The sequence below is a fragment of the Streptomyces sp. NPDC001663 genome (assembly GCF_042893105.1).
In the GTDB taxonomy this organism is placed as follows: Bacteria; Actinomycetota; Actinomycetes; order Streptomycetales; family Streptomycetaceae; genus Streptomyces.
This window is the reverse complement of sequence record NZ_JBIAUR010000009.1, coordinates 487,274-505,617: the sequence shown is the minus strand read 5'-3', so window position 1 is coordinate 505,617 and position 18,344 is coordinate 487,274. Positions and strand designations below refer to the sequence as shown.

At 71.8% G+C, this 18,344-nt stretch carries 17 protein-coding genes; 7 read left to right on the top strand and 10 right to left on the bottom strand.

Annotation, left to right across the window (positions count from 1 at the left end; all coding sequences use genetic code 11):
• Positions 1-2: 2 nt before the first annotated feature.
• Entirely contained in the window at positions 3-851 is an 849-nt protein-coding gene (gene ilvY, locus ACFY1L_RS30080) for an HTH-type transcriptional activator IlvY (protein ID WP_388831033.1), read from the bottom strand.
• Between the two features lie 88 nt (positions 852-939).
• Between ilvY and ACFY1L_RS30075 the strand changes: the two genes are divergently transcribed.
• Both ACFY1L_RS30075 and ACFY1L_RS30070 read left to right on the top strand, forming a co-directional pair.
• Complete coding sequence (locus tag ACFY1L_RS30075; RefSeq protein WP_388831031.1) at positions 940-2,412, top strand: ketol-acid reductoisomerase; 1,473 nt, start codon at positions 940-942, stop codon at positions 2,410-2,412.
• A gap of 34 nt (positions 2,413-2,446) precedes the next feature.
• Entirely contained in the window at positions 2,447-2,974 is a 528-nt protein-coding gene (locus ACFY1L_RS30070; RefSeq protein ID WP_388831029.1) for an SMI1/KNR4 family protein, read from the top strand.
• A 78-nt stretch (positions 2,975-3,052) separates the two neighbouring features.
• Here the strand turns inward: ACFY1L_RS30070 and ACFY1L_RS30065 are convergent, their stop codons facing one another.
• Genes ACFY1L_RS30065 through ACFY1L_RS30050 form a run of 4 tightly spaced genes read right to left on the bottom strand, consistent with a single transcriptional unit; the run spans position 3,053 to position 5,558 of the window.
• Entirely contained in the window at positions 3,053-3,964 is a 912-nt protein-coding gene (locus tag ACFY1L_RS30065) for a phosphotriesterase (protein WP_388831027.1), read from the bottom strand.
• Positions 3,958-4,542, bottom strand: a complete 585-nt coding sequence (locus tag ACFY1L_RS30060; RefSeq protein WP_388831025.1) for a DUF4865 family protein — start codon at positions 4,540-4,542, stop codon at positions 3,958-3,960. Before ACFY1L_RS30060 ends, ACFY1L_RS30065 begins: the two co-directional genes overlap by 7 nt.
• Positions 4,543-4,553: 11 nt before the next feature.
• A complete protein-coding gene (locus tag ACFY1L_RS30055) occupies positions 4,554-4,973 on the bottom strand; it encodes a cupin domain-containing protein (protein WP_388831023.1) in 420 nt (139 codons plus the stop codon).
• Positions 4,974-4,985: 12 nt separating this feature from the next.
• On the bottom strand, positions 4,986-5,558 hold the full coding sequence (locus ACFY1L_RS30050) for a TetR/AcrR family transcriptional regulator (protein WP_388831021.1): 573 nt from the start codon (positions 5,556-5,558) through the stop codon (positions 4,986-4,988).
• A 184-nt stretch (positions 5,559-5,742) separates the two neighbouring features.
• Between ACFY1L_RS30050 and ACFY1L_RS30045 the strand changes: the two genes are divergently transcribed.
• The 3 genes from ACFY1L_RS30045 to ACFY1L_RS30035 are packed head-to-tail and all read left to right on the top strand — an operon-like array spanning position 5,743 to position 9,334.
• Positions 5,743-6,030: an SHOCT domain-containing protein gene (locus ACFY1L_RS30045; RefSeq protein ID WP_388831019.1), complete on the top strand. Its 288-nt coding sequence runs from the start codon at positions 5,743-5,745 to the stop codon at positions 6,028-6,030.
• Positions 6,027-6,776, top strand: coding sequence for an ABC transporter ATP-binding protein (locus tag ACFY1L_RS30040; protein ID WP_388831017.1), 750 nt, complete (start codon positions 6,027-6,029; stop codon positions 6,774-6,776). The genes ACFY1L_RS30045 and ACFY1L_RS30040 overlap by 4 nt, the downstream gene beginning before the upstream one ends.
• Positions 6,773-9,334 carry an ABC transporter permease gene (locus tag ACFY1L_RS30035; protein WP_388831015.1) on the top strand — a complete coding sequence of 854 codons (2,562 nt, stop codon included), beginning with the start codon at positions 6,773-6,775 and terminating at the stop codon, positions 9,332-9,334. The genes ACFY1L_RS30040 and ACFY1L_RS30035 overlap by 4 nt, the downstream gene beginning before the upstream one ends.
• Before the next feature lie 41 nt (positions 9,335-9,375).
• Here the strand turns inward: ACFY1L_RS30035 and ACFY1L_RS30030 are convergent, their stop codons facing one another.
• Together ACFY1L_RS30030 and ACFY1L_RS30025 are read right to left on the bottom strand one after the other, a co-directional pair.
• Complete coding sequence (locus ACFY1L_RS30030; protein WP_388831013.1) at positions 9,376-9,906, bottom strand: ATP-binding protein; 531 nt, start codon at positions 9,904-9,906, stop codon at positions 9,376-9,378.
• A 206-nt stretch (positions 9,907-10,112) separates the two neighbouring features.
• A complete protein-coding gene (locus ACFY1L_RS30025; protein ID WP_388831011.1) occupies positions 10,113-10,436 on the bottom strand; it encodes a hypothetical protein in 324 nt (107 codons plus the stop codon).
• Positions 10,437-10,765: 329 nt separating this feature from the next.
• Between ACFY1L_RS30025 and ACFY1L_RS30020 the strand changes: the two genes are divergently transcribed.
• Positions 10,766-11,890: a PLP-dependent cysteine synthase family protein gene (locus ACFY1L_RS30020; protein ID WP_388831009.1), complete on the top strand. Its 1,125-nt coding sequence runs from the start codon at positions 10,766-10,768 to the stop codon at positions 11,888-11,890.
• A gap of 3 nt (positions 11,891-11,893) precedes the next feature.
• Here ACFY1L_RS30020 and ACFY1L_RS30015 read toward each other — a convergent pair whose 3' ends face one another.
• Complete coding sequence (locus ACFY1L_RS30015) at positions 11,894-12,370, bottom strand: SRPBCC family protein (protein WP_388831007.1); 477 nt, start codon at positions 12,368-12,370, stop codon at positions 11,894-11,896.
• 96 nt (positions 12,371-12,466) lie between these two features.
• Positions 12,467-13,285: a DeoR/GlpR family DNA-binding transcription regulator gene (locus tag ACFY1L_RS30010; RefSeq protein ID WP_388831005.1), complete on the bottom strand. Its 819-nt coding sequence runs from the start codon at positions 13,283-13,285 to the stop codon at positions 12,467-12,469.
• 287 nt (positions 13,286-13,572) lie between these two features.
• Here ACFY1L_RS30010 and ACFY1L_RS30005 point away from each other — a divergent pair, with 287 nt between their 5' ends.
• A complete protein-coding gene (locus tag ACFY1L_RS30005) occupies positions 13,573-15,915 on the top strand; it encodes a hypothetical protein (protein ID WP_388831003.1) in 2,343 nt (780 codons plus the stop codon).
• Here the strand turns inward: ACFY1L_RS30005 and ACFY1L_RS30000 are convergent.
• Positions 15,885-18,320 carry a right-handed parallel beta-helix repeat-containing protein gene (locus tag ACFY1L_RS30000; RefSeq protein WP_388831001.1) on the bottom strand — a complete coding sequence of 812 codons (2,436 nt, stop codon included), beginning with the start codon at positions 18,318-18,320 and terminating at the stop codon, positions 15,885-15,887. The two genes, ACFY1L_RS30005 and ACFY1L_RS30000, sit on opposite strands and share 31 nt — an antisense overlap.
• Positions 18,321-18,344 lie beyond the last annotated feature (24 nt).

The following is an 18,344-nucleotide window of genomic DNA, read 5'->3' as shown; positions in this document are numbered from 1 at the left end:
ACTCACTGACACAGGCTCCACAGCGCCGCCACCAACGGCCGCCGCAGATCGGCCCGCCGTACGCACAACCCGATCTCGAACCGCTCCGGCGCCGGATCGGCCGGAATCACCGCCAGCCGGTCGCGCACCGCGCTGTGCTCCAGCACGAGGCGGGGGACCACGCCCGTGCCGCAGCCCAGGGCGACCAGCGTCAGCAGCCCTTCGTGGCCGTCCGGCTCGCAGGCCACCTCGGGTGTCGTGCCCCGGGTACGGAACCAGCGGTCGGCGGCCTCGCGCACCAGCCCGCGGTGGGGGAGGACGAAGGGTCCGTCGAGACCGGGGTCCGGGCGATCCCGTGCCGTGACCAGGACCAGCTCGGTAACCGCCACCGTGCGGCCGACCAGCCCCTCCGGCAGCCGCGCCGGGATCCCCGCGACGGCCACGTCCACCTCCCCCTCGTCCAGCCGGGCCAGCGCGGCCGCCGCGTCACCGGTGCGCAGGTCGAGGAGGACCTGGGGATGGGCGGTGCGGAAGGGAGCCAACAGGTCGGGCAGCAGCGCCTGGCAGGCGGTTACGGTGGCGAACAGCGCCAGACGGCCGGTGAGTTGGGCCGGATCGGGATGCTCCTCGCGGTAGGAGCGCCACAACTCCAGCGCCTGGACGGCGTATTCACGAAACCGGTGCCCCTCCGCAGTCAGCGACACCCCGCGCGGCCCGCGCTCGAACAGCAGATGCCCGAGATCCGTCTCCAGCCGCTGCACCGTACGCGTGAGTGTCGCCGGGCTGACATGGCAGTCGAGGCTCGTCCGCCCGAAGTTCAGCGTCTGCGCCAGATGCAGAAAGAGCCGCAGCTCCCGATGGTCGTCGCGCATCCGCTCACCTGGCCCTTTCGCTTCCCGCAACACTCCGCTGCAGATGTTGCGCTTGCTGCAATGCTCTGCCGGAGCCTACAACTCGACCATGACCTCGACCACGACGTACTCCTCCCGCGTCTTCCCCCTCGAAACCATGGCCGTGCCCGGCGGCACCGAGACCATCCTCCGCGGCGGCCGGCACCTCTTCCCGCTGCTGCCGCAGGCCTTCGCCGGCGTGCAGCGCATCGGCGTGCTCGGCTGGGGCCCCCAGGGCCGCGCCCAGGCCCTCAACCTGCGGGACTCGCTGGCCGGCACGGACATCCACGTGGCCGTCGGTCTGCGCCCGAACTCCGCCTCGGCCGCCGACGCCCGCGCCCACGGCTTCACCGAGGAGGACGGCACGCTCGGCGACTGGCTCGCCGTCACCGCCGACAGCGACCTGGTGATCCTCCTGATCGCGGACGCCGCACTCGCCACCCACCACCAGGAGATCTTCGCGGCTCTCGAGCCGGGCGCGGTCATCGGCCTCTCGCACGGCTTCCTGCTCGGCCATCTCCGGGAAACCGGCGGGGAGTTCCCGCCCGGGCACGGGGTGATCGCCGTGTGCCCCAAGGGCATGGGTGACTCCGTGCGCCGCCTCTACCAGCAGGGCGAGGAGATCAACGGCGCCGGAATCAACAGCAGTTACGCCGTCCACGCCGACCCCGACGGCCGGGCCACCGACCTCGCACTCGGCTGGTCGGTCGCGCTCGGATCGCCGTACACCTTCCGCACCACGCTCGACAGCGAGTACCTCTCCGACATCGTCGGCGAACGCGCCATCCTGCTCGGGGCGGTCCACGGCATCGTCGAGAGCCTCCACACCCGTTTTCGCCTCGCCGGGGCCGACGAGGTGACCGCCTACGAGCGGTCCTGCGAGAACATCACCGGCCCGATCGCCCGCACCATCTCGCACACCGGCCTGCGCGCCGTGCGCGAGGGCCTCGACCCGGCCGGCCGGGAGGTCTTCGACCGCGCGTACACGGCCACGTACGGACCGGCCCGCGAGATCGTCGCCGAGATCTACGACGAGGTCGTCGACGGCACCGAACTGCGTAGCGTGATCCTCGCCGAACGGCGCCTGGGCAACCGGCCGATGAGCGAGATCGGTGGCTCCCCGATGTGGGCGGTCAGCGACGAGGTGCACGCCCGCCGCGGTGAACACGCCCTGCCCGTCGACCCGTTCACCGCCGGCGTGTTCGTCGCCACCATGACCGCCCAGATCGACGAGTTCGCCGAACGCGGCCACCCTTGGTCGGAGATCGTCAACGAGTCCGTGATCGAGGCGGTCGACTCCCTGCTGCCGTACATGCACGCGCGGAACGTGGCGTACATGGTCGACAACTGCTCCCGCACGGCCCGCCTCGGCGCCCGCCGCTGGGGCCCGCGCTTCCAGGCGGCGTACGAGCAGATCGCCTACCCGGCCGCCGAACACCCGGCGGACGAGGCCCTGTTGGCGGTCTTCGACAGCCACCCGGTGCACGAGGCGCTGGCCGCGGCGGCGAAGCTGCGGCCGTCGGTGGACATCTCGGTGGCGTAGGGCCGTTGTCAGTGGCAGCGGCTAGCCTGCGTGCATGATCGAGACGAGACACGACGACCGCAGCTTTCCGCCTGCCCTCGTCGACGTGGCCCGGGTGGAGTTCGACTACGACGAGGGCGAGGGCGTCGACTTCGAGCCGTACGACGCCTTCGACTCCGCCGAGGAGACCACCGACTGGCTGCGCCACTGGACCGGCAACCACGAGCTGGTCGGCGACGCCTACCGGGTCTTCGGCCAGGACGGCACGGGCGGTCTGGCTGCCCTGTGGTGCGTGCGGCCGGGGCGGCCCCTCGCCGACCAGCCCGTGGTGTTCCTGGGTTCGGAGGGCGAGCGCGGAGTGGTGGCGGCGAACCTGTCCGACTTCCTGTGGGTCCTGGCCGACGGCCTGGGCCCGATGGAGATCGTGGAGTACGAACAGTACGAGGCACGCCCCAATACCGCACTGACCGAGCTCGCCGAGCGGCATGCGACCACCCCGCGCCGAACCACCCGCGAGATCGTCACCGCCGCCCGGGCCGAGTTCCCGACCTTCTCCGACGACATCGACGAACTCTGCCGGTGAGCCGGCTCAGCCAGACCGGTCCTCGACGTCCTGCTCCTGGCGGACCGTGGGGCGCAGCAGGACAGAGCCCCGTTCCGCTCAGCGCCACTCCACGGCGAACGCCCGGCCGGGGTTCGCCGTGAGGACGCGGTCCGTAAGCTCCGCACCCAGCTCCCGCGCCAGCCGCGGCCGCACCCTGCGCAGCAGATTCGGCATCCCGGGCCCGCCGTCGACCGACCGCGCCCCGGCGACCACGGTGTCCCCGCCGAGCAGCAGCCGATGCCCGAAACCGGCCTCGGCCAGGGCCCGTACGGCGTCCGGCATTCGCCAGTCGGTGGCGTGATGGGCGCGGGAGGGGCCGTCGAACGCCAGCCAGCAGCCCGACTCGGCCGCCTGCCGCTGGACCACGAAGTCGGGGGAGCGGTTCAGATGACCGAGGATCACCCGGCGCGGCGGCACCCCCAACTCCCCGCACAGCACGTCCAGTACGTCCAGCGCTCCCGTACCCAGCTCCAGGTGGACGGCGATCGGCGCGCCCGTCGCGTGATGCGCCTCGGCCGCTGCGGTCATACTCCAGCGTGCATGCGCGTCCAGGGCGTGGAAGCCGCCCGCGACCTTGATGAGCCCGGCCCGGACGCCCGACGTGCCGATGCCCTCGGTCAGTTCGCCGACGAAGACCTCGGCGAGCTTGCCGCGCAGCTCTTCGAGTAACTCCGGTGCGTAGTGCGCCGCTTGGTGCAGTCCCGTCGCGCAGACCACGTGCACACCGGCCGCCCGGGACAGCAACGGCAGGTCGGCGGCGCGCCGCCCCATCCCGTACGGGGTCCACTGGACGACGCTCGCCCCGCCGGCCGCTCGGAACGCCTCCAGTTCGGCCCGCGCGGCGGTGGCGTCGTTGAGTTCCCGGCCGGGCAGTTGCGGGCTGCGGATGAAGAGATGGTCGTGCGCGTCGCACACGCCCAGGTCCTCGGGCCGCACATCCCCCAGCACCGTACGGACGCTGCTCACCACTGCCGACCCCGCGGCAACCGCCCCCGCCCCGGCGTCGACAGATGCAGCACCTGGAACATGTCGCCGTCGGCCTTCGGCGCGTCGTGCTCCCAGAGCGAGAAGTGGACCAGCTCCCAGCGGCTCGCATCCACGGCGGCCGCGGCCAGCACCGCACCGTCGGCACCGGCCAGCCGCTGCGTCTCGCTCACCGCGTCCGCCATCACCTCCGCCAACTCAACGCCCTCCGGCATGAGTTGGCGCCTGCGCACCGCGAACCGCGCCGCAGAGCCGACGCTGCCGCCGTCCTCGTACGCCAGTCCGGACCACTGACGGACCGACGGCCGCCCGAAGTCATTGCTGAGCCCCTGAAAAGCCCCGCCCCACAGGAACGCGTTCATGCCCTCCACGGTGTTCCACAGGTAGAACGGCGCGTACTGGTTGACCGGCGAGCCGTGCTGCCCGCGCTCGCGCAGCAGATACGCCTTGAAACCGAGGCCGTCCCACTCGTCCAGCAGATGCCCGATGCGGGCGACGCGGGCGCGGATGACGGCGGTGTCGTAGTCGGCGGGCAGGGTCAGCTCGTACTGCATGGCGTGCATCGGATGCCTCCTCAGGCCGAGTTGTGCCGGGAATCGCCAACTGGGTAGTCCGCCGGACCGACATGCACGTCCCACTCCGTGGTCGTGCCGTCCTCCGCGGCCTCTACGACGGCGAGATGGGTCATGAAGGTGCGCGGCCCGGCACCGTGCCAGTGCCACTCGCCCGGCTCGATCCACACCGTGTCGCCCGCGCGGATCGCTTCCACGTCACCACCCTTGCGCTGCACCAGCCCCTCGCCCTCCAGGACGTGCAGGACCTGACCGTGCGGATGGCGGTGCCAGGCGGTGTGCGCGCCGGGCGTGAAATGGACGTTGAACATGCGCAGTCGGGACGGCGCCGCGGGCGTGGCTATCTCGTCGAGCCAGACTGAGCCGGTGAAGTTCTCTGCCGGGCCCTGCTGGGTGTCGGGGCGCTTCCTGGTGATGTGCACGTACGGGTACTCCTATCGCTGGGCGAGCAAGGAGAGCAGACCTCGGACACCGGCATCGAAGGCGGCGGAGGAGCCGGAGGCACGCGCCAGGACATACCCGCCCTGCACCGTCGCCAGGACGGTCGCGGCGATCTCCTCACCGTCCAGCGACGGCGCGAACTGCCCCTGCTCCTTGCCCTCTTCGACGATCCCGGCGATCAACTCGCGAATCGCGTCGAGGGTTTCGTCGACCGGCGCACGCAATTCGTCGCTGGCAATGACGTCCGGATCCATGGTCAGCCGCCCGACGGGACAGCCGCGCAACACGTCACGCTCGCGCCGCAGATACGCCTCGATGCGCTCGTACGGCGTCCCCGGCCCGCGGAGTACTCCCTCGGCGGTAGCCCGCAACTCCTCGGCGGTCCGCCGGATCGCCGCCAGCGCGAGATCCGGCTTCCCCTTGAAGTGGTGGTACATGCTGCCCTGTCCGGCGCCCGCGCGCTCCAGGATCGCCCTGGGGCTGGTGCCCACGTATCCGCGCTCCCACAGCAGCTCACGGGTGGACTCGATCAGTCGGTCCGAGGTGCTCATACTCTCACTGTACATACTAGTAGTTACAGAGGTCGAGGTCGTTTCACCCGGCTCCGAGCCCCCGGCGGAGCAGCGGGAACAAGCCCGCGTACTCCCCGGGAGGTACACACACTGCCGCTGGCCGTACGACGACCCGGACCCCTCCCCGGCGCGAGTCTCAAGGCATCAACCACAAGACCCACCCGGGAGATGACTCGAGATGCAGACCCTTGCGAACTGGGACGGCGGCCCCGGCCCGTGGATCCTGTTCTTCCCGCTGATCTGGGCGGCCGTCGTGATCGGCGTCGTCACCCTGCTGCGCCGCACCGTCTGGCGCGGCCGGCGCGGACCCTGGCGCGCGATGGACGACCCCCGCCCGTCCGGCGACTCGCCCCTCGCAGTGCTCGGCCGCCGCTTCGCCTCCGGCGAGATCGACGAGGACGAGTACTGGCGCCGGCTGTCCGTGCTGGACGAGCAGTTCGGCCGCACGAAGGGCGGTGCGGCGTGACCACCACGACCGCCATGCGCACGGCCGCCCGGGTCGTCGACGCCGTCAAGGTGTACGGCCGCGGCGACACCGAGGTGAGGGCCCTGGACGGGGTGAGCGTCGACTTCCCGGTCGGCCGTTTCACCGCGATCATGGGGCCCTCGGGCTCCGGCAAGTCCACCCTGATGCACTGCGCGGCCGGCCTCGACACGCTCAGCTCAGGCACCGCCTACATCGGCGACACGGACCTGGGCGGCCTCGACGACCGCCGTCTGACCCTCCTGCGCCGCGACCGCGTCGGCTTCGTCTTCCAGGCGTTCAACCTGGTCCCGACGCTGACCGTCGCCGAGAACATCACGCTGCCGCTGGACCTCGCGGGCGGCAATGGCGACCCGGAGTGGATCGACGCGCTGATCGATGTCGTAGGCCTGCGCGACCGCCTCCACCACCGGCCCTCCGAACTCTCCGGCGGCCAGCAGCAACGCGTCGCCGTGGCAAGGGCGTTCGCCGGACAGCCGGACGTCGTCTTCGCCGACGAGCCCACCGGCAACCTCGACTCCCGCTCCGGCGAGGAGGTCCTCGGCCTGCTCGGCCGCGCCGCGCGCCAGACCTCCCGCACGGTCGTCATGGTCACTCACGACCCGGTGGCCGCAGCCCACGCCGACGAGGTCGTCTTCCTCGCCGACGGCCGCCTGGTCGACCGCATGGAATCCCCGACCCCCGACAAGGTCCTGGACCGCATGAAAGCCTTCGAGGTGCCGTCATGAACGCCGCCGTACGCCTGAGCGTGTCCTCCCTGCGCGCCCACAAGCGGCGCTTCGCCGGCACCTTCCTCGCCGTGTTCCTCGGCGTCGCCTTCCTCGCCGGCACCCTCGTCATGGGCGACACGCTGCGCGCCAGTTTCGACACCATGTTCGGCAACGCGACCAGCGGCACGGACGCCGTCGTCCGCAGCGCCGACGCCATCACCACACCCGGCGAGAGCCAGGGCGTCCGCCAGCCCGTCGACACCGCGCTGGTGAGCACTCTCGAGAGGGTGCCGGGCGTCGCGGCCGCCGCGCCCGACATCGAGGGCGCCGGCCAACTGGTCGGCAAGAACGGCAAGCCCATCGGCGGCCAGGGACCGCCCACCCTCGCCGGCAACTGGATCACCGACCCGAAGCTCAACCCGTACCAACTCGCCGAAGGCCGCGCCCCGCAGAAGTCCGGCGAGGTCGTCGTCAACCGCGGCGCCGCCAAGAAGGGCGACCTCGAGATCGGCGACACCACCACCCTCCGCACCCCGGACCCGGTCAAGGTGACGATCGTCGGCCTCGCGACCTTCGGCGGCGAGGACGGCATGGCACAGGTGACCTTCACCGGCATGACCCGCGCCGACGCCGAGAAGTACCTGACGGCCCGCCCCGGCGAAGCGGCGAGCATCAAGGTGCGAGCTGGCCCCGGCGTCAGCGAGAAGGGACTCGTGGACCGCCTGACTCCCGCCCTTCCCAAGGGAGTTGAGGCCATCACGGGTCAGGAGTCGGCCCAGGAGAACACGGACATGATCTCCAGCCAGTTCCTGACCATCTTCACGACCTTCCTCCTTGTCTTCTCCGGCATCGCCCTGCTCGTCGCCACCTTCTCCATCCACAACACCTTCGCGATCGTCGTGGCCCAACGCACCCGCGAGAACGCCCTGTTGCGTGCCCTCGGCGCCTCCCGCCGCCAGGTCACCGCGACCACCCTCGTAGAGGCCACCGTCGTCGCCGTCACCGCCTCGGTCGCCGGCCTCGCAGGCGGCATCGGCATCGCAGCCGGCCTCCAAGCGCTCTTCCCGGCGATCGGATTCCCCTTCCCCGACGGCAACCTGGTCATCAGTGCCCTGTCCATGACCCTCCCGCTGGCGGTCGGCATCGTGGTCTGCCTGGGCTCCGCCCTCCTGCCCGCGGCCCGCGCCGGCCGCACCGCCCCGCTGGCGGCCCTGCGCGAGACGGCCGTCGACGCCTCCGGCGCCTCCCGCACCCGCGCAGTCACCGGCATGGGCCTCGCCGCCCTCGCCGTGGCCGCCACGCTCAGTGGCGTCCTGGTCTCGCCGTCCCTGTGGATGGCAGGACTTGGCGCCGTACTCGCCCTGGCCGCATTCGTCGTCCTCGGACCGGTCGCCTCGACGACGGCCGTACGAATTCTCGGCGGCCCCCTCGACAAACTCCGCGGCGTCACCGGCGGCCTCGCCCGCCGCAACGCCCTGCGCAGCCCCAAGCGCACGGCCGCCACCGCCAGCGCCCTGATGATCGGCGTCGCCGTGGTCTCCCTCTTCACCGTCTTCGGCGCCTCGCTCAAGGCGACCATGGACCAGACCGTCTCCCGCTCCTTCGCGGGCGACGTCGCCGTGAGCACTCCGTCCTTCGGCGCCGGCGGCAGCGGCCTGAGCCCCCGCCTCGCGGGCGCGATCCAGCAACTGCCCGAGGTCGACACGGCCGTAGGACTGGGCCGCGGAGTCGCCCAGGTCGACGGCAAGGGACGGGCACTGACCGTCACCGACCCCCTCGCCCTGGAGCGCACCTTCGACCTCGGCAAGGTGGAAGGCTCCCTGCGCGCCCTCGGCACCGACGGCATCGCCATCACCCGCACCGAGGCGGACAAACAACACCTCACCACCGGCGACCAGGCCCAACTCACCTTCACCGACGGCAAGAAGCAGACCTTCACGGTCCGCGCCGTCTACGGCCAGTCCGAACTCGCCGGCGACTACGTCATCACCCGCGCCGCCTGGGCCCCGCACCGCACCCAGGACTCCGACACCCTCGTCGCCGTCTCCTTCAAGGACGGCGTGAGCACGGCCGCGGGCAAGACCGCAGTCGAGAAGGCCGCCGCCCAGTACGGCAACCCCGAGGTGCAGACCCGCGACGAGTACGCACAGTCCTCGGCAGGCGGTATCGACATGATGCTCACGCTCGTGTACGCGCTGCTGGCCCTCGCGGTTCTGATCGCACTCCTCGGCATCGCCAACACCCTCACCCTGGCCATCCACGAACGCACCCGCGAACTGGGCCTGCTGAGGGCCGTCGGCCAGACCCGCCCCCAGCTACGCGCCATGGTCCGCTGGGAGTCGATCCTGGTAGCAGCCTTCGGCACGGTCGGCGGCCTCGGCCTCGGCGCCTTCCTCGGCTGGGTCCTGGTAAAGGCCTCGGACGGCGCGAGCGACAGCGCCTTCGCCTTCGCGGTCCCACCGGTACAACTGCTCGTCGTGGCCCTGGTCGGCCTGACCGCCGGCGCCCTGGCAGGCCTGCGCCCGGCCCGACGCGCGGCGCGCCTGGACGTACTGCGCGCCATCGCCACCGAGTGATCTCGGGCCCACCTCAACGGCTACAACCAATCACCGCCCGATCAACCGGCAACGGTCGACCGGGCGGGAGCATGTCCGGCCCTGTGGCCGTCGACCGCGTGCTCGACCTCCGCGAACCGGTGGGCGGGCTTGTCCGCCGTACGCCGCGGACGGCGCGCCGGCGCGGTGACCGGGGCCGGCGCGGTGGGCAGCGTGAACCACACGACCTTGCCCGACTCGCCGTCGGGGCGCACGCCCCAGCTCTCGCTGACGGCGGCCACCATGGCGAGCCCGCGCCCGCTGGTGGCGGAGGGTTCCACGTCCCGTACCTCGGGCAGGCGGGGGTCGTGGTCGTGCACGGAGACCGTGAGCCGGTCCAGCAGCAGCTCTATCTCCACGGTGCACAGCTTGTCGGGCTGGGCATGACGGTGGACGTTGGTCAACAGCTCCGTCACACCGAGCGCGGCCCGGTCGATGAGTGGGTCCAGATGCCAGTAGCGCAACTGCGCAGAGACGATTCTGCGGACCTGGCCGATCCGCGACGGCAGGGCTTGGAGCTCCACCGTGCAGTGCCTGCTTGGGTGACTGATCACGGCTGCGACTCCCCGACTGAGAGGTCCGGAAGAACACGGAAGACGGATCCAGCAGAGTGCCTGAGGGAGCCACCACCTGCTGTCGTGCCCGGCGGGCTGGTTCGCAGCGTTATCGCCGGTAAACCCAGAGTGACGTGAGACCAGCGTGGCCCAGGGTGTGCGGGACCGCAACTCGCGGCCCGCCGCCGCCCTCTGGTTGCTGCCTGTCAGCCGCCGCGCCCGGCGGCCTTCCGTACAGCCTCGATGAACCGGCGGGCCGCGGGCGGCCCCGGCTCGCCCGGTGCGGGATCGTGATCGCCCAGGGTCAGCAGGTACCGCTTGCCGTTGAGGTCCGCCAGCGCCCGGTCCTCCGCGGCGAACCAGGGCTTGGACGCGCGCACCGCCTGCACCGGCGCGCTGTCGATCTCGGTGCCGTAACTGGTGAGCAACGCAAGCCTGCCCTCGCTGATCCGGACCTGCCCGGCCCGGGTGAGCGAACGCAGCCGTTTCCCGATCCGCACGCCCGTCGCCGTGAACTCCGGCTCCGCCATGCCGCCCGCCCCCTCGTACGCGTCCGGTGCGCCGGCCCGTACTCCCGCGTGGGTCCTGGTCCGGCGCGTGTCGTGATCCAGTGTGCGTCCCCGTTTGGTGCAGTCTGCCCGCACCCGGCGTCGAGCACCAGTACGCACGGGTCCCGCGCACCGAGTGCCCGGAGCACTCGCCGAATGCGCCCCCACACCCCGGCGCACCTCTGCCCCAGGCCGTTCTTTGAGCAGCTCAAAGTGGTGTTTATGCAGGTGAGAAGCGTGCGGAAGGTGCTTATGATCGGTGCGTCGGCAGCGCGACATGCCGTCGGCGAAAAGCCCTAAGGAGCACCGCCGTGAGTACGACCCAGCCCGCCCGGACCGGCGAAACCCTCGACGTCGACCACAGCGACGCTGCCTACCGCGCCTGGCTGAAAGAAGCCGTCCGCAAGGTCCAGGCCGACGCCAACCGCTCGGCCGACACGCACCTGCTGCGCTTCCCGCTGCCCGAGAAGTGGGGCATCGACCTGTACCTGAAGGACGAGTCGACCCACCCGACCGGCAGCCTCAAGCACCGGCTCGCCCGCTCCCTCTTCCTCTACGGCCTGTGCAACGGCTGGATCCGGCCGGGCCGCCCGGTGATCGAGGCGTCCAGCGGCTCGACGGCCGTCTCCGAGGCGTACTTCGCGAAGCTGATCGGCGTGCCCTTCATCGCCGTCATGCCACGCACGACGAGCGCCGAGAAGGTCCGCCTGATCGAGTTCCACGGCGCGCAGTGCCACTTCGTGGACGACTCCCGCAAGATGTACGAGGAGTCGGCCCGCCTCGCGGTGGAGACCGGCGGCCACTACATGGACCAGTTCACCTACGCGGAACGGGCCACGGACTGGCGCGGGAACAACAACATCGCCGAATCCATCTTCCGCCAGCTGGAGTTGGAGCGGTTCCCGGAGCCCGCGTGGATCGTCGCCACGGCCGGCACCGGCGGCACCTCCGCGACCCTCGCGCGCTACGTCCACTACACCCAGCGCGACGCCCGTATCTGCGTCGCCGACCCCGAGAATTCCTGTTTCTTCGAGGGCTGGACCACCGGCGATCCGGACGTCGCCTGCGATCGCGGTTCCCGTATCGAGGGGATCGGCCGCCCCCGGATGGAGCCGAGCTTCGTGCCAGGGGCGATCGACCGGATGATGAAGGTGCCCGACGCGGCCAGCGTCGCCGCCGTACGGGCCCTGGAGCGGGCCATCGGCCGCAGAGCGGGCGGCTCGACCGGCACCGGGCTGTGGAGCGCGCTGAAGATCGTCGCCGAGATGGTGGCCGAGGGACGGCAGGGGAGCGTGGTGACGCTGCTGTGCGACCCGGGCGACCGCTACCTGGACAAGTACTACTCGAACGCGTGGCTGGCCGAGCAGGGACTGGACATCGAGCCGTACACGGCGGCGATCGACACGCTGCTGGAGACGGGCGTCTGGCCCTGCTGAGCCCTAACCCTGGCGCGTGAGCCGCCGGTCCAGCGAGACCACCGCGTCCCGGAAAGCCCGCCCGAGCCCCGCCCGCGCCGCCTTCACCACCAGCCGGAAGGCTGCCGTCCCGTCCGCGGCGAAGGTCCACTGCACGCGCGTGCCGGTCCCGGTCGGAATGAGCCGCCACTCCTCGGCGAGGGCCCGGGCGCCCGGCGCGTTGGTGACGTCGACCCGGTATGCGTACACCTCGGCCTCCTTCGCCGCGATGACCGTCTCCCGGAAGCGCCCGCCGCCCTTCAGCCGGATGTCACGCCCCGCACCGTCGTCGACCGACCGCGCATGTGTCACGGCTGCGAACCACTCCGCCCACCCCGGCACGTCGTCGTTGAGGGCATGGAAGACCGCCTCCGGCGTCGCGGAGATCTCCTGGGCGAAGACCAGACGTACGGGGGCGGTCTCGACGAACTCGAGCCCGACGGGGCGCAGACGGTGGGCCATGGACGCGAACCTCCTTGGCGGAGAAGGTTGGTTGACCGGGGCAACGTCACGATAGCTGGCGGCCCGTCAGATGTCAGCACCGCCTCCTGAAGGGGGTCAGGCCTCCGCCTTGCCCGCCACCAACAGCTGCCGCAGATGCTCGGAGATCTCCTCGCGCGCCTCGCCCGGCAGCCCGGCGTCCGTCACCAGCGTGTCGACCTGCTCCAGCGCCGCGAACGAACTCAGGCCCACCACGCCCCACTTGGTGTGGTCGGCGACGACCACGACGCGCCGCGCCGACTGCACCAGGCGCCGGTTGGTCTCGGCCTCGGCGAGGTTCGGCGTCGACAGGCCGGCCTCGACCGATATGCCGTGCACCCCGAGGAACAGCATGTCGAAGTGGAGCGCCGCGATCGCCTGGTCGGCCACGGGGCCCACCAGCGAGTCGGACGGGGTGCGCACCCCGCCGGTCAGCACCACGGTGGCCGCGCCCTGCCGGGGGCCCGTGGTCCGCTGTGCCGCGTGGAAGACGTCGGCCACCCGCACCGAGTTCGTCACGACCGTCAGATCGGGCACGTCGATCAGCTGGTGGGCCAGCGCGTACGTCGTCGTACCGCCCGACAGCGCGATCGCGGTGCCCGGCGCGACCAGCTGGGCCGCCGAGCGCGCGATGTCCTCCTTGGCCGTCAGCTCCAGGCCCGACTTGGCCTCGAAGCCCGGCTCGTGCGTACTCGCCTCGACCACCGGCACCGCACCGCCGTGCACCTTCTCCAGCACGCCCTGCCGGGCCAGCGCGTCCAGATCGCGGCGCACGGTCATGTCCGACACGCCGAGCTTGCGCGTCAGCTCATTGACACGTACCCCGCCCCGGCGCCGCACCTCGTCCAGGATCAGGGCGCGCCGCTGCTCCGCGAGGAGGTTCTGATTCTCACTCACGTACGCTCCGGTCCTTTCGCCTACAGCCGTCCGACACGCCCTGCGCACCTGCTCCGACAAGGACATTCTCCCCGCTCCGGTGCGCGGACCTCCCATACTCTACGGGTCGGCGTCCGCGGCGCCAGCGACCACCCGACGCGCACATGTCACCAACGCCTCATCTTTTCGCCGCATGTCACCCGGATCGGGGAGATTCCGTGGCTTGAGGTGTGCGCCCCAGGCCGAGCGGAGATCCTGTTGCCCGCACGGACACAAGCCGACGGCGCGTCACGGGGGAAGGGCGAACAGTGGAGCGTGCGCAGGAACGTGCCTCGACCGAAGGCGCCGCCCAGGGGCCCGAGGAATCAGCGACCGCCCTGGAACTCCTGGTCCACGGGGTGGGCGGCACCACACCGCAGGAGATGCTCGATGATCCGCGCACGGTGCGGATCACCGGCGACGACACCGCGGCCGTCTTCCGGCGCGCCGAGGACGCCGACGCGGAGCGCAGACCCGAGGACTACCGCGACAGACCGGTCCCGGAGGCCTACGTCTGGTGCAACCTCACCTCCGGCAACAGCGCCCGCGCCCTGTGGCTCCTGCTGCTGCCGTTCATGGTCGTCAACCTCGCCCACTGGATGCGCCCGACCGCCCGGGGTCGCAGACGGACGGTCCGTTTCTACGGGCTGCTGGTGCGGCTGGCGGGCCTGACCCTGACGGTGCTGCTGGTCGCGGCCGCCTGCGAGGTCGCCCTGGACCTGGCGGCCTGGCAGTGCGCGGGCACACGCGCGTGCGCGGAGCGTCACTCCTGGCTGGGCTTCCTGTCACCGGACGTGTCGGACGACGGCTGGTGGAGCAGGCCCGGACGGCGCCTGGCCGTCGCCGCCCTGGTGCCCGCCTTACTCACCGGCCTGCTCTGGTACCTGTCCCACCGCACCTGGAGCGCGTACGAGTCCCAGCAGCCGATCTCCCGCAGCCCCGAACCCGACGAGGACACCGGCCGCACCGCCCTGGGCCGCCCCGGCTTCTGGTACGGCCGCCGCCTGGTCGCCCGGCTGCGCGCCGCGCACACCGCGGCGGGCCTGGTGACCGTCGCCGCCGCGCTGGCCTCTGCCGCGGCCCGCTTCGACCGCGGGCCGGGCGGCCCCGCCCTGCTCGATTCCGTGGGCCTGCTCCTCGACGCGGCGCTCGTGATCACCGCCGCCGTCGTGGTCTGGGTGGTCTGCCGCCGGGGACGCAGCGAGAACCGCCTCGACGAGGAGCTCGACGAGCATCTGGTACGACGTCTGCCACTGGCCGCCCTGGCCCTGCTGCTGTGCGCCGCGGTGTACGCCGGATGGGAGCGCCCCGGCTGGCACTCCACCGGCCGGCTGCTCGGCGGCGGCACCACCTTCGGCGGCCTCGCCCTGGCCCAGGGCGCCCTCGTGATCGCCCTCGCCGTCGTCGCCCGCCTGCTCCATCGCACCCATCCCGACCCGCGCGCCGCGATGCACGGCCTGGCCGGACCCGCCGTGGCGATGCTGGCCTGCGCCCTGGGCGGAGTGATGTCCGGCGGCGTCTCCCAGCGGGTGTCGGACTGGCTGGACGGCACCGGAACCTCCATCGACGGCCCGCCGGTCCTGCTGACCTGGCAGGCGTCCGTGATCCCCGTACTGCTCCTGGTGCTGCTCGTGCTCTGCGGCTGGCTCGGCCGGCGCGCCTGGCAGCTGCGCCGCACCGAACTGGGCGAGGTCGAGCTCGACTACCCCGGCGAACCCAAGGACACCGCGCGAACCCGCCGTATTGCCACCACGCGTGCCCTGGCCACGCTCACCGACCGCGGCCCGCTCATCGTCGCCGTCACCTCCACCACAACCCTGATCCTCGGCGCCGGAGCCCTTCTCGGCGCGTGGGCCACCGACAAGGCGCCCGGCCAGGCTGCTCAGCACGCCTATGCCTTCGTACAGGGCGCCGCGGAGACCGCCCAGGCCCTGGGCTCCTGGCTGATCGGATTCGGCTTCATACTCTTCGTCACCTGGGGCCGGCGCGCCTACAAGGACGCCTCTGCCCGGCGCACCATCGGCATCCTGTGGGACGTCGGCACCTTCTGGCCGCGCGCCGCCCACCCCTTCGCCCCGCCCTGCTACGCCGAGCGCGCGGTGCCCGACCTGACGTGGCGGATGGCGACCTGGACCCGCGCCACGGGCGGCCGACTGGTGCTCTCCGGCCACTCCCAGGGCAGCGTGCTCGCCGCGGCGGCGGCCTGGCAACTCAAGCCCTCCGTCCGCAAACGGGTCGCCCTGCTGACCTACGGCTCCCCGCTCGAGCGCCTCTACGGCCGCTGGTTCCCGGCCCACTTCGGACCGGCCGCGCTGACCGCGCTGCACCACGAGGTCGACTGCTGGCGCAACCTCCACCGCCTCACCGACCCCATCGGCGGCCCGGTCCGGCTGCCCGGCGACTGCGGGCCCGAGGTGGACCGGGCCCCGCTGAAGGACCCGCTCGCTTACGGCCGCACCGCCCAACACCCGCTGCCCGCCCAGATCCTGGGCCACAGCGACTACCAGGCGGACCCGGCCTTCGCACACGAGCGCAAGCGGCTGTTGGCCCGGCTCAAGCCGGACCTGCCGGGACAGCGCCCTCAGGCGGAGTCGGGCAGGTCCTCGGCGTAGAGCAGGGTCAGGTCGTCCGTGCTCGGTTCCGCGAGCTGGGCGACCCGGCCGGCGTGCCGCTCCACCATCGCCTCGAAGGTCTGCCGGGCGGTGCGGCCGTTGCCGAACGCCGGGCCCTTCGGGATCGCCGTGAAGTACTTCAGCAGCGCCTCCGCGGTCCCCTCCGCCAGCCGGTACTCGTGCTCGTCGGCCTGCTGCTCGACGATCCGCAGGAGTTCGTCGGGGTTGTAGTCGCTGAAGGTGATGGTGCGTGAGAAACGGGATGCCACACCAGGGTTGATGGAAAGGAAGCGTTCCATCTCGGCCGTGTACCCGGCGACGATCACCACCACAGCGTCCCGGTGGTCCTCCATCAGCTTCACCAGCGTGTCGATGGCCTCCTTGCCGAAGTCGCGGCCCGAGTCCTCCGGCGACAGCGCGTACGCCTCGTCGATGAACAGGACACCGCCACGCGCCCGGTCGAAGGCCTCCTGGGTGCGGATCGCCGTCGAGCCGATGTGCTCGCCGACCAGGTCCACCCGGGACACCTCGACGAGATGACCCTTCTCCAGCACCCCGAGGGAGGCGAGGATCTCGCCGTACAGGCGCGCGACCGTCGTCTTGCCGGTGCCGGGGGAGCCGGTGAAGACCAGATGGCGCTTGACCGAGGCAGCCTTCAGGCCCGCCTGCTGCCGGCGCCGGCCCACCTCGATCATGTCGGTCAGCGCCCGCACCTCGCGCTTGACGCTCTCCAGGCCCACCAGCGCGTCGAGTTCACCGAGCATGGCCTTCGACGTCCGCGTCGGCTTCTGTGGCTGCGTGACGGCGACCAAGGGCTCCTGCTCGGTGCTGCGCTGCCCGGGGATGGCGCCCAGCAGGCCGGGGGAATGGCCCGCCGTCTGTACGGCGGTCTCGCGGGCCGTCGGCGGCTTGGGGCCGGCGCTCTCGTCGCTGGTGCAGTCCTCGACGACGGGGCCCGTGCCGGAGGCTGCGTCGGCGCCCTCGGCGAACTCGTACCCACCGCGCGCGCACCGCTCCGTACGGCACTTCGTCAGCGTCGTACGGCAGCCGTCGATCACATGGAAGCCGTAGCCGCCGCTGCCGGTCACCCGGCAGTTGAGGAAGCTGCCGCGGCCGCCCGCCGAGACATAGAAGCCGGCTTCGGCGGGGGAGTCGACGGTGCAGCGCTCGATGGTGGGATCGGCGCCCTTGGTGACGATCACGCCGGTCTGGGTGGCGTCGATGGTGCAGTTGTTGAGGGTGCCGCCGCTGCCGTGGTCGCGGAACCAGGCGCCGGTCGCGGCGTCCCGGATACGGCAGTCGTCGAGCTGCGCGGTGGCGCCGTCGCTCACCGACACGGCCGTGTTGCGCACCTGAGACAGGTCGCTGTCGACCACGTCCGCGCGCGAACCACGGTCGAGCACGAACAAGGCGTCCGGCACATCGTGCACCCGGCATGAATCGAGCACGGCGGTGGCGCCGTCGCTGACCCACACGGCCGGGTAGTCGCCCGTGCTGTCGAAGATCTCGCACTGGTTGGCGTCCACGCGCGTACCCGGATCCCACACCGACAGGCCGTTGCGCCCGAACTGACGCACCGTCGTCCGCGTCAGCGTGAGCACCGAGCGCGAGCGCAGGTCGACCGCGTTCTCCGGGATGTCATGGATACGGCAGTCGGCCAGGGTGAGCACCGCGTCGGTGTCGAGCGTGACACCGTCCGCCGTGGTGCGGTGCACATCGCAGTCGGTGAGGTGGGCGGTGGCGCGGGCGGTGACCTGGACGCCGCTGCCGCGGACCTCGTAGACCTCGCAACCCACCGCCTCCAGCGCGGAGTTCTCCCCGGTCGCCGACAGACCGGAGCCCGAGGCGTGATGGATGCGGCAGCGCTCCAGACGCGGGTGCGCCCCGCCGCGCACCGAGACCCCGGCCTGGCCGGCCGCCACGACCTCGCACTCCTCGAACACCCCGCCCGCGCCGTCGACCACGGCCAGACCGATCCCGGCCGGATTGTCGACGGTGCACCGCCGCACGGTCGGACGCGCACCGCCGCGCACCTCGATGCCGGCCGCGGACCGCGTGACGATCCTGAGGTCCAGCAGCTCCGGCGTGCCCTCCTCGACGAGCAGCGCGGGCGCCGCCGCGTCCTGGCCCTCCACATGCAGGTCCTGCACCACCGCCGAGGCCCGCACGGTGAGCGGCACCCCGTCCGTGGGCGCGATCCGCACCGAACCGGGGGAGCCCTCCGGGCCACGCAGCGTCACCGACCGCTGGACGACGAGGTTTTCCCGGTAGGTGCCGGGCGCGACGGTGAGGACGTCCCCGTCCGCGGCGGCCTCCAGGGCGGCGGCGAGCGATGCGTACTCACCCGTGCGGCGCCGCCACCTCGATGTGCCGGTGTGCGTCACCTGGACCGTGCCCTGTGCCATGGCGTTGCTGTGCCCCCACCTCGT

Excerpts from the sequence above, each read along its gene's own strand:
- ACFY1L_RS30050 (WP_388831021.1), bottom strand. The coding sequence starts at position 5,558 with ATGTACAGTGAGAGTATGAGCACCTCGGACCGACTGATCGAGTCCACC.
- ACFY1L_RS30060 (WP_388831025.1), bottom strand. The coding sequence starts at position 4,542 with ATGCACGCCATGCAGTACGAGCTGACCCTGCCCGCCGACTACGACACC.
- ACFY1L_RS30045 (WP_388831019.1), top strand. The coding sequence starts at position 5,743 with ATGCAGACCCTTGCGAACTGGGACGGCGGCCCCGGCCCGTGGATCCTG.
- ACFY1L_RS30035 (WP_388831015.1), top strand. The coding sequence starts at position 6,773 with ATGAACGCCGCCGTACGCCTGAGCGTGTCCTCCCTGCGCGCCCACAAG.
- ACFY1L_RS30070 (WP_388831029.1), top strand. The coding sequence starts at position 2,447 with ATGATCGAGACGAGACACGACGACCGCAGCTTTCCGCCTGCCCTCGTC.
- ACFY1L_RS30000 (WP_388831001.1), bottom strand. The coding sequence starts at position 18,320 with ATGGCACAGGGCACGGTCCAGGTGACGCACACCGGCACATCGAGGTGG.
- ACFY1L_RS30075 (WP_388831031.1), top strand. The coding sequence starts at position 940 with ATGACCTCGACCACGACGTACTCCTCCCGCGTCTTCCCCCTCGAAACC.
- ACFY1L_RS30025 (WP_388831011.1), bottom strand. The coding sequence starts at position 10,436 with ATGGCGGAGCCGGAGTTCACGGCGACGGGCGTGCGGATCGGGAAACGG.
- ilvY (WP_388831033.1), bottom strand. The coding sequence starts at position 851 with ATGCGCGACGACCATCGGGAGCTGCGGCTCTTTCTGCATCTGGCGCAG.
- ACFY1L_RS30015 (WP_388831007.1), bottom strand. The coding sequence starts at position 12,370 with ATGGCCCACCGTCTGCGCCCCGTCGGGCTCGAGTTCGTCGAGACCGCC.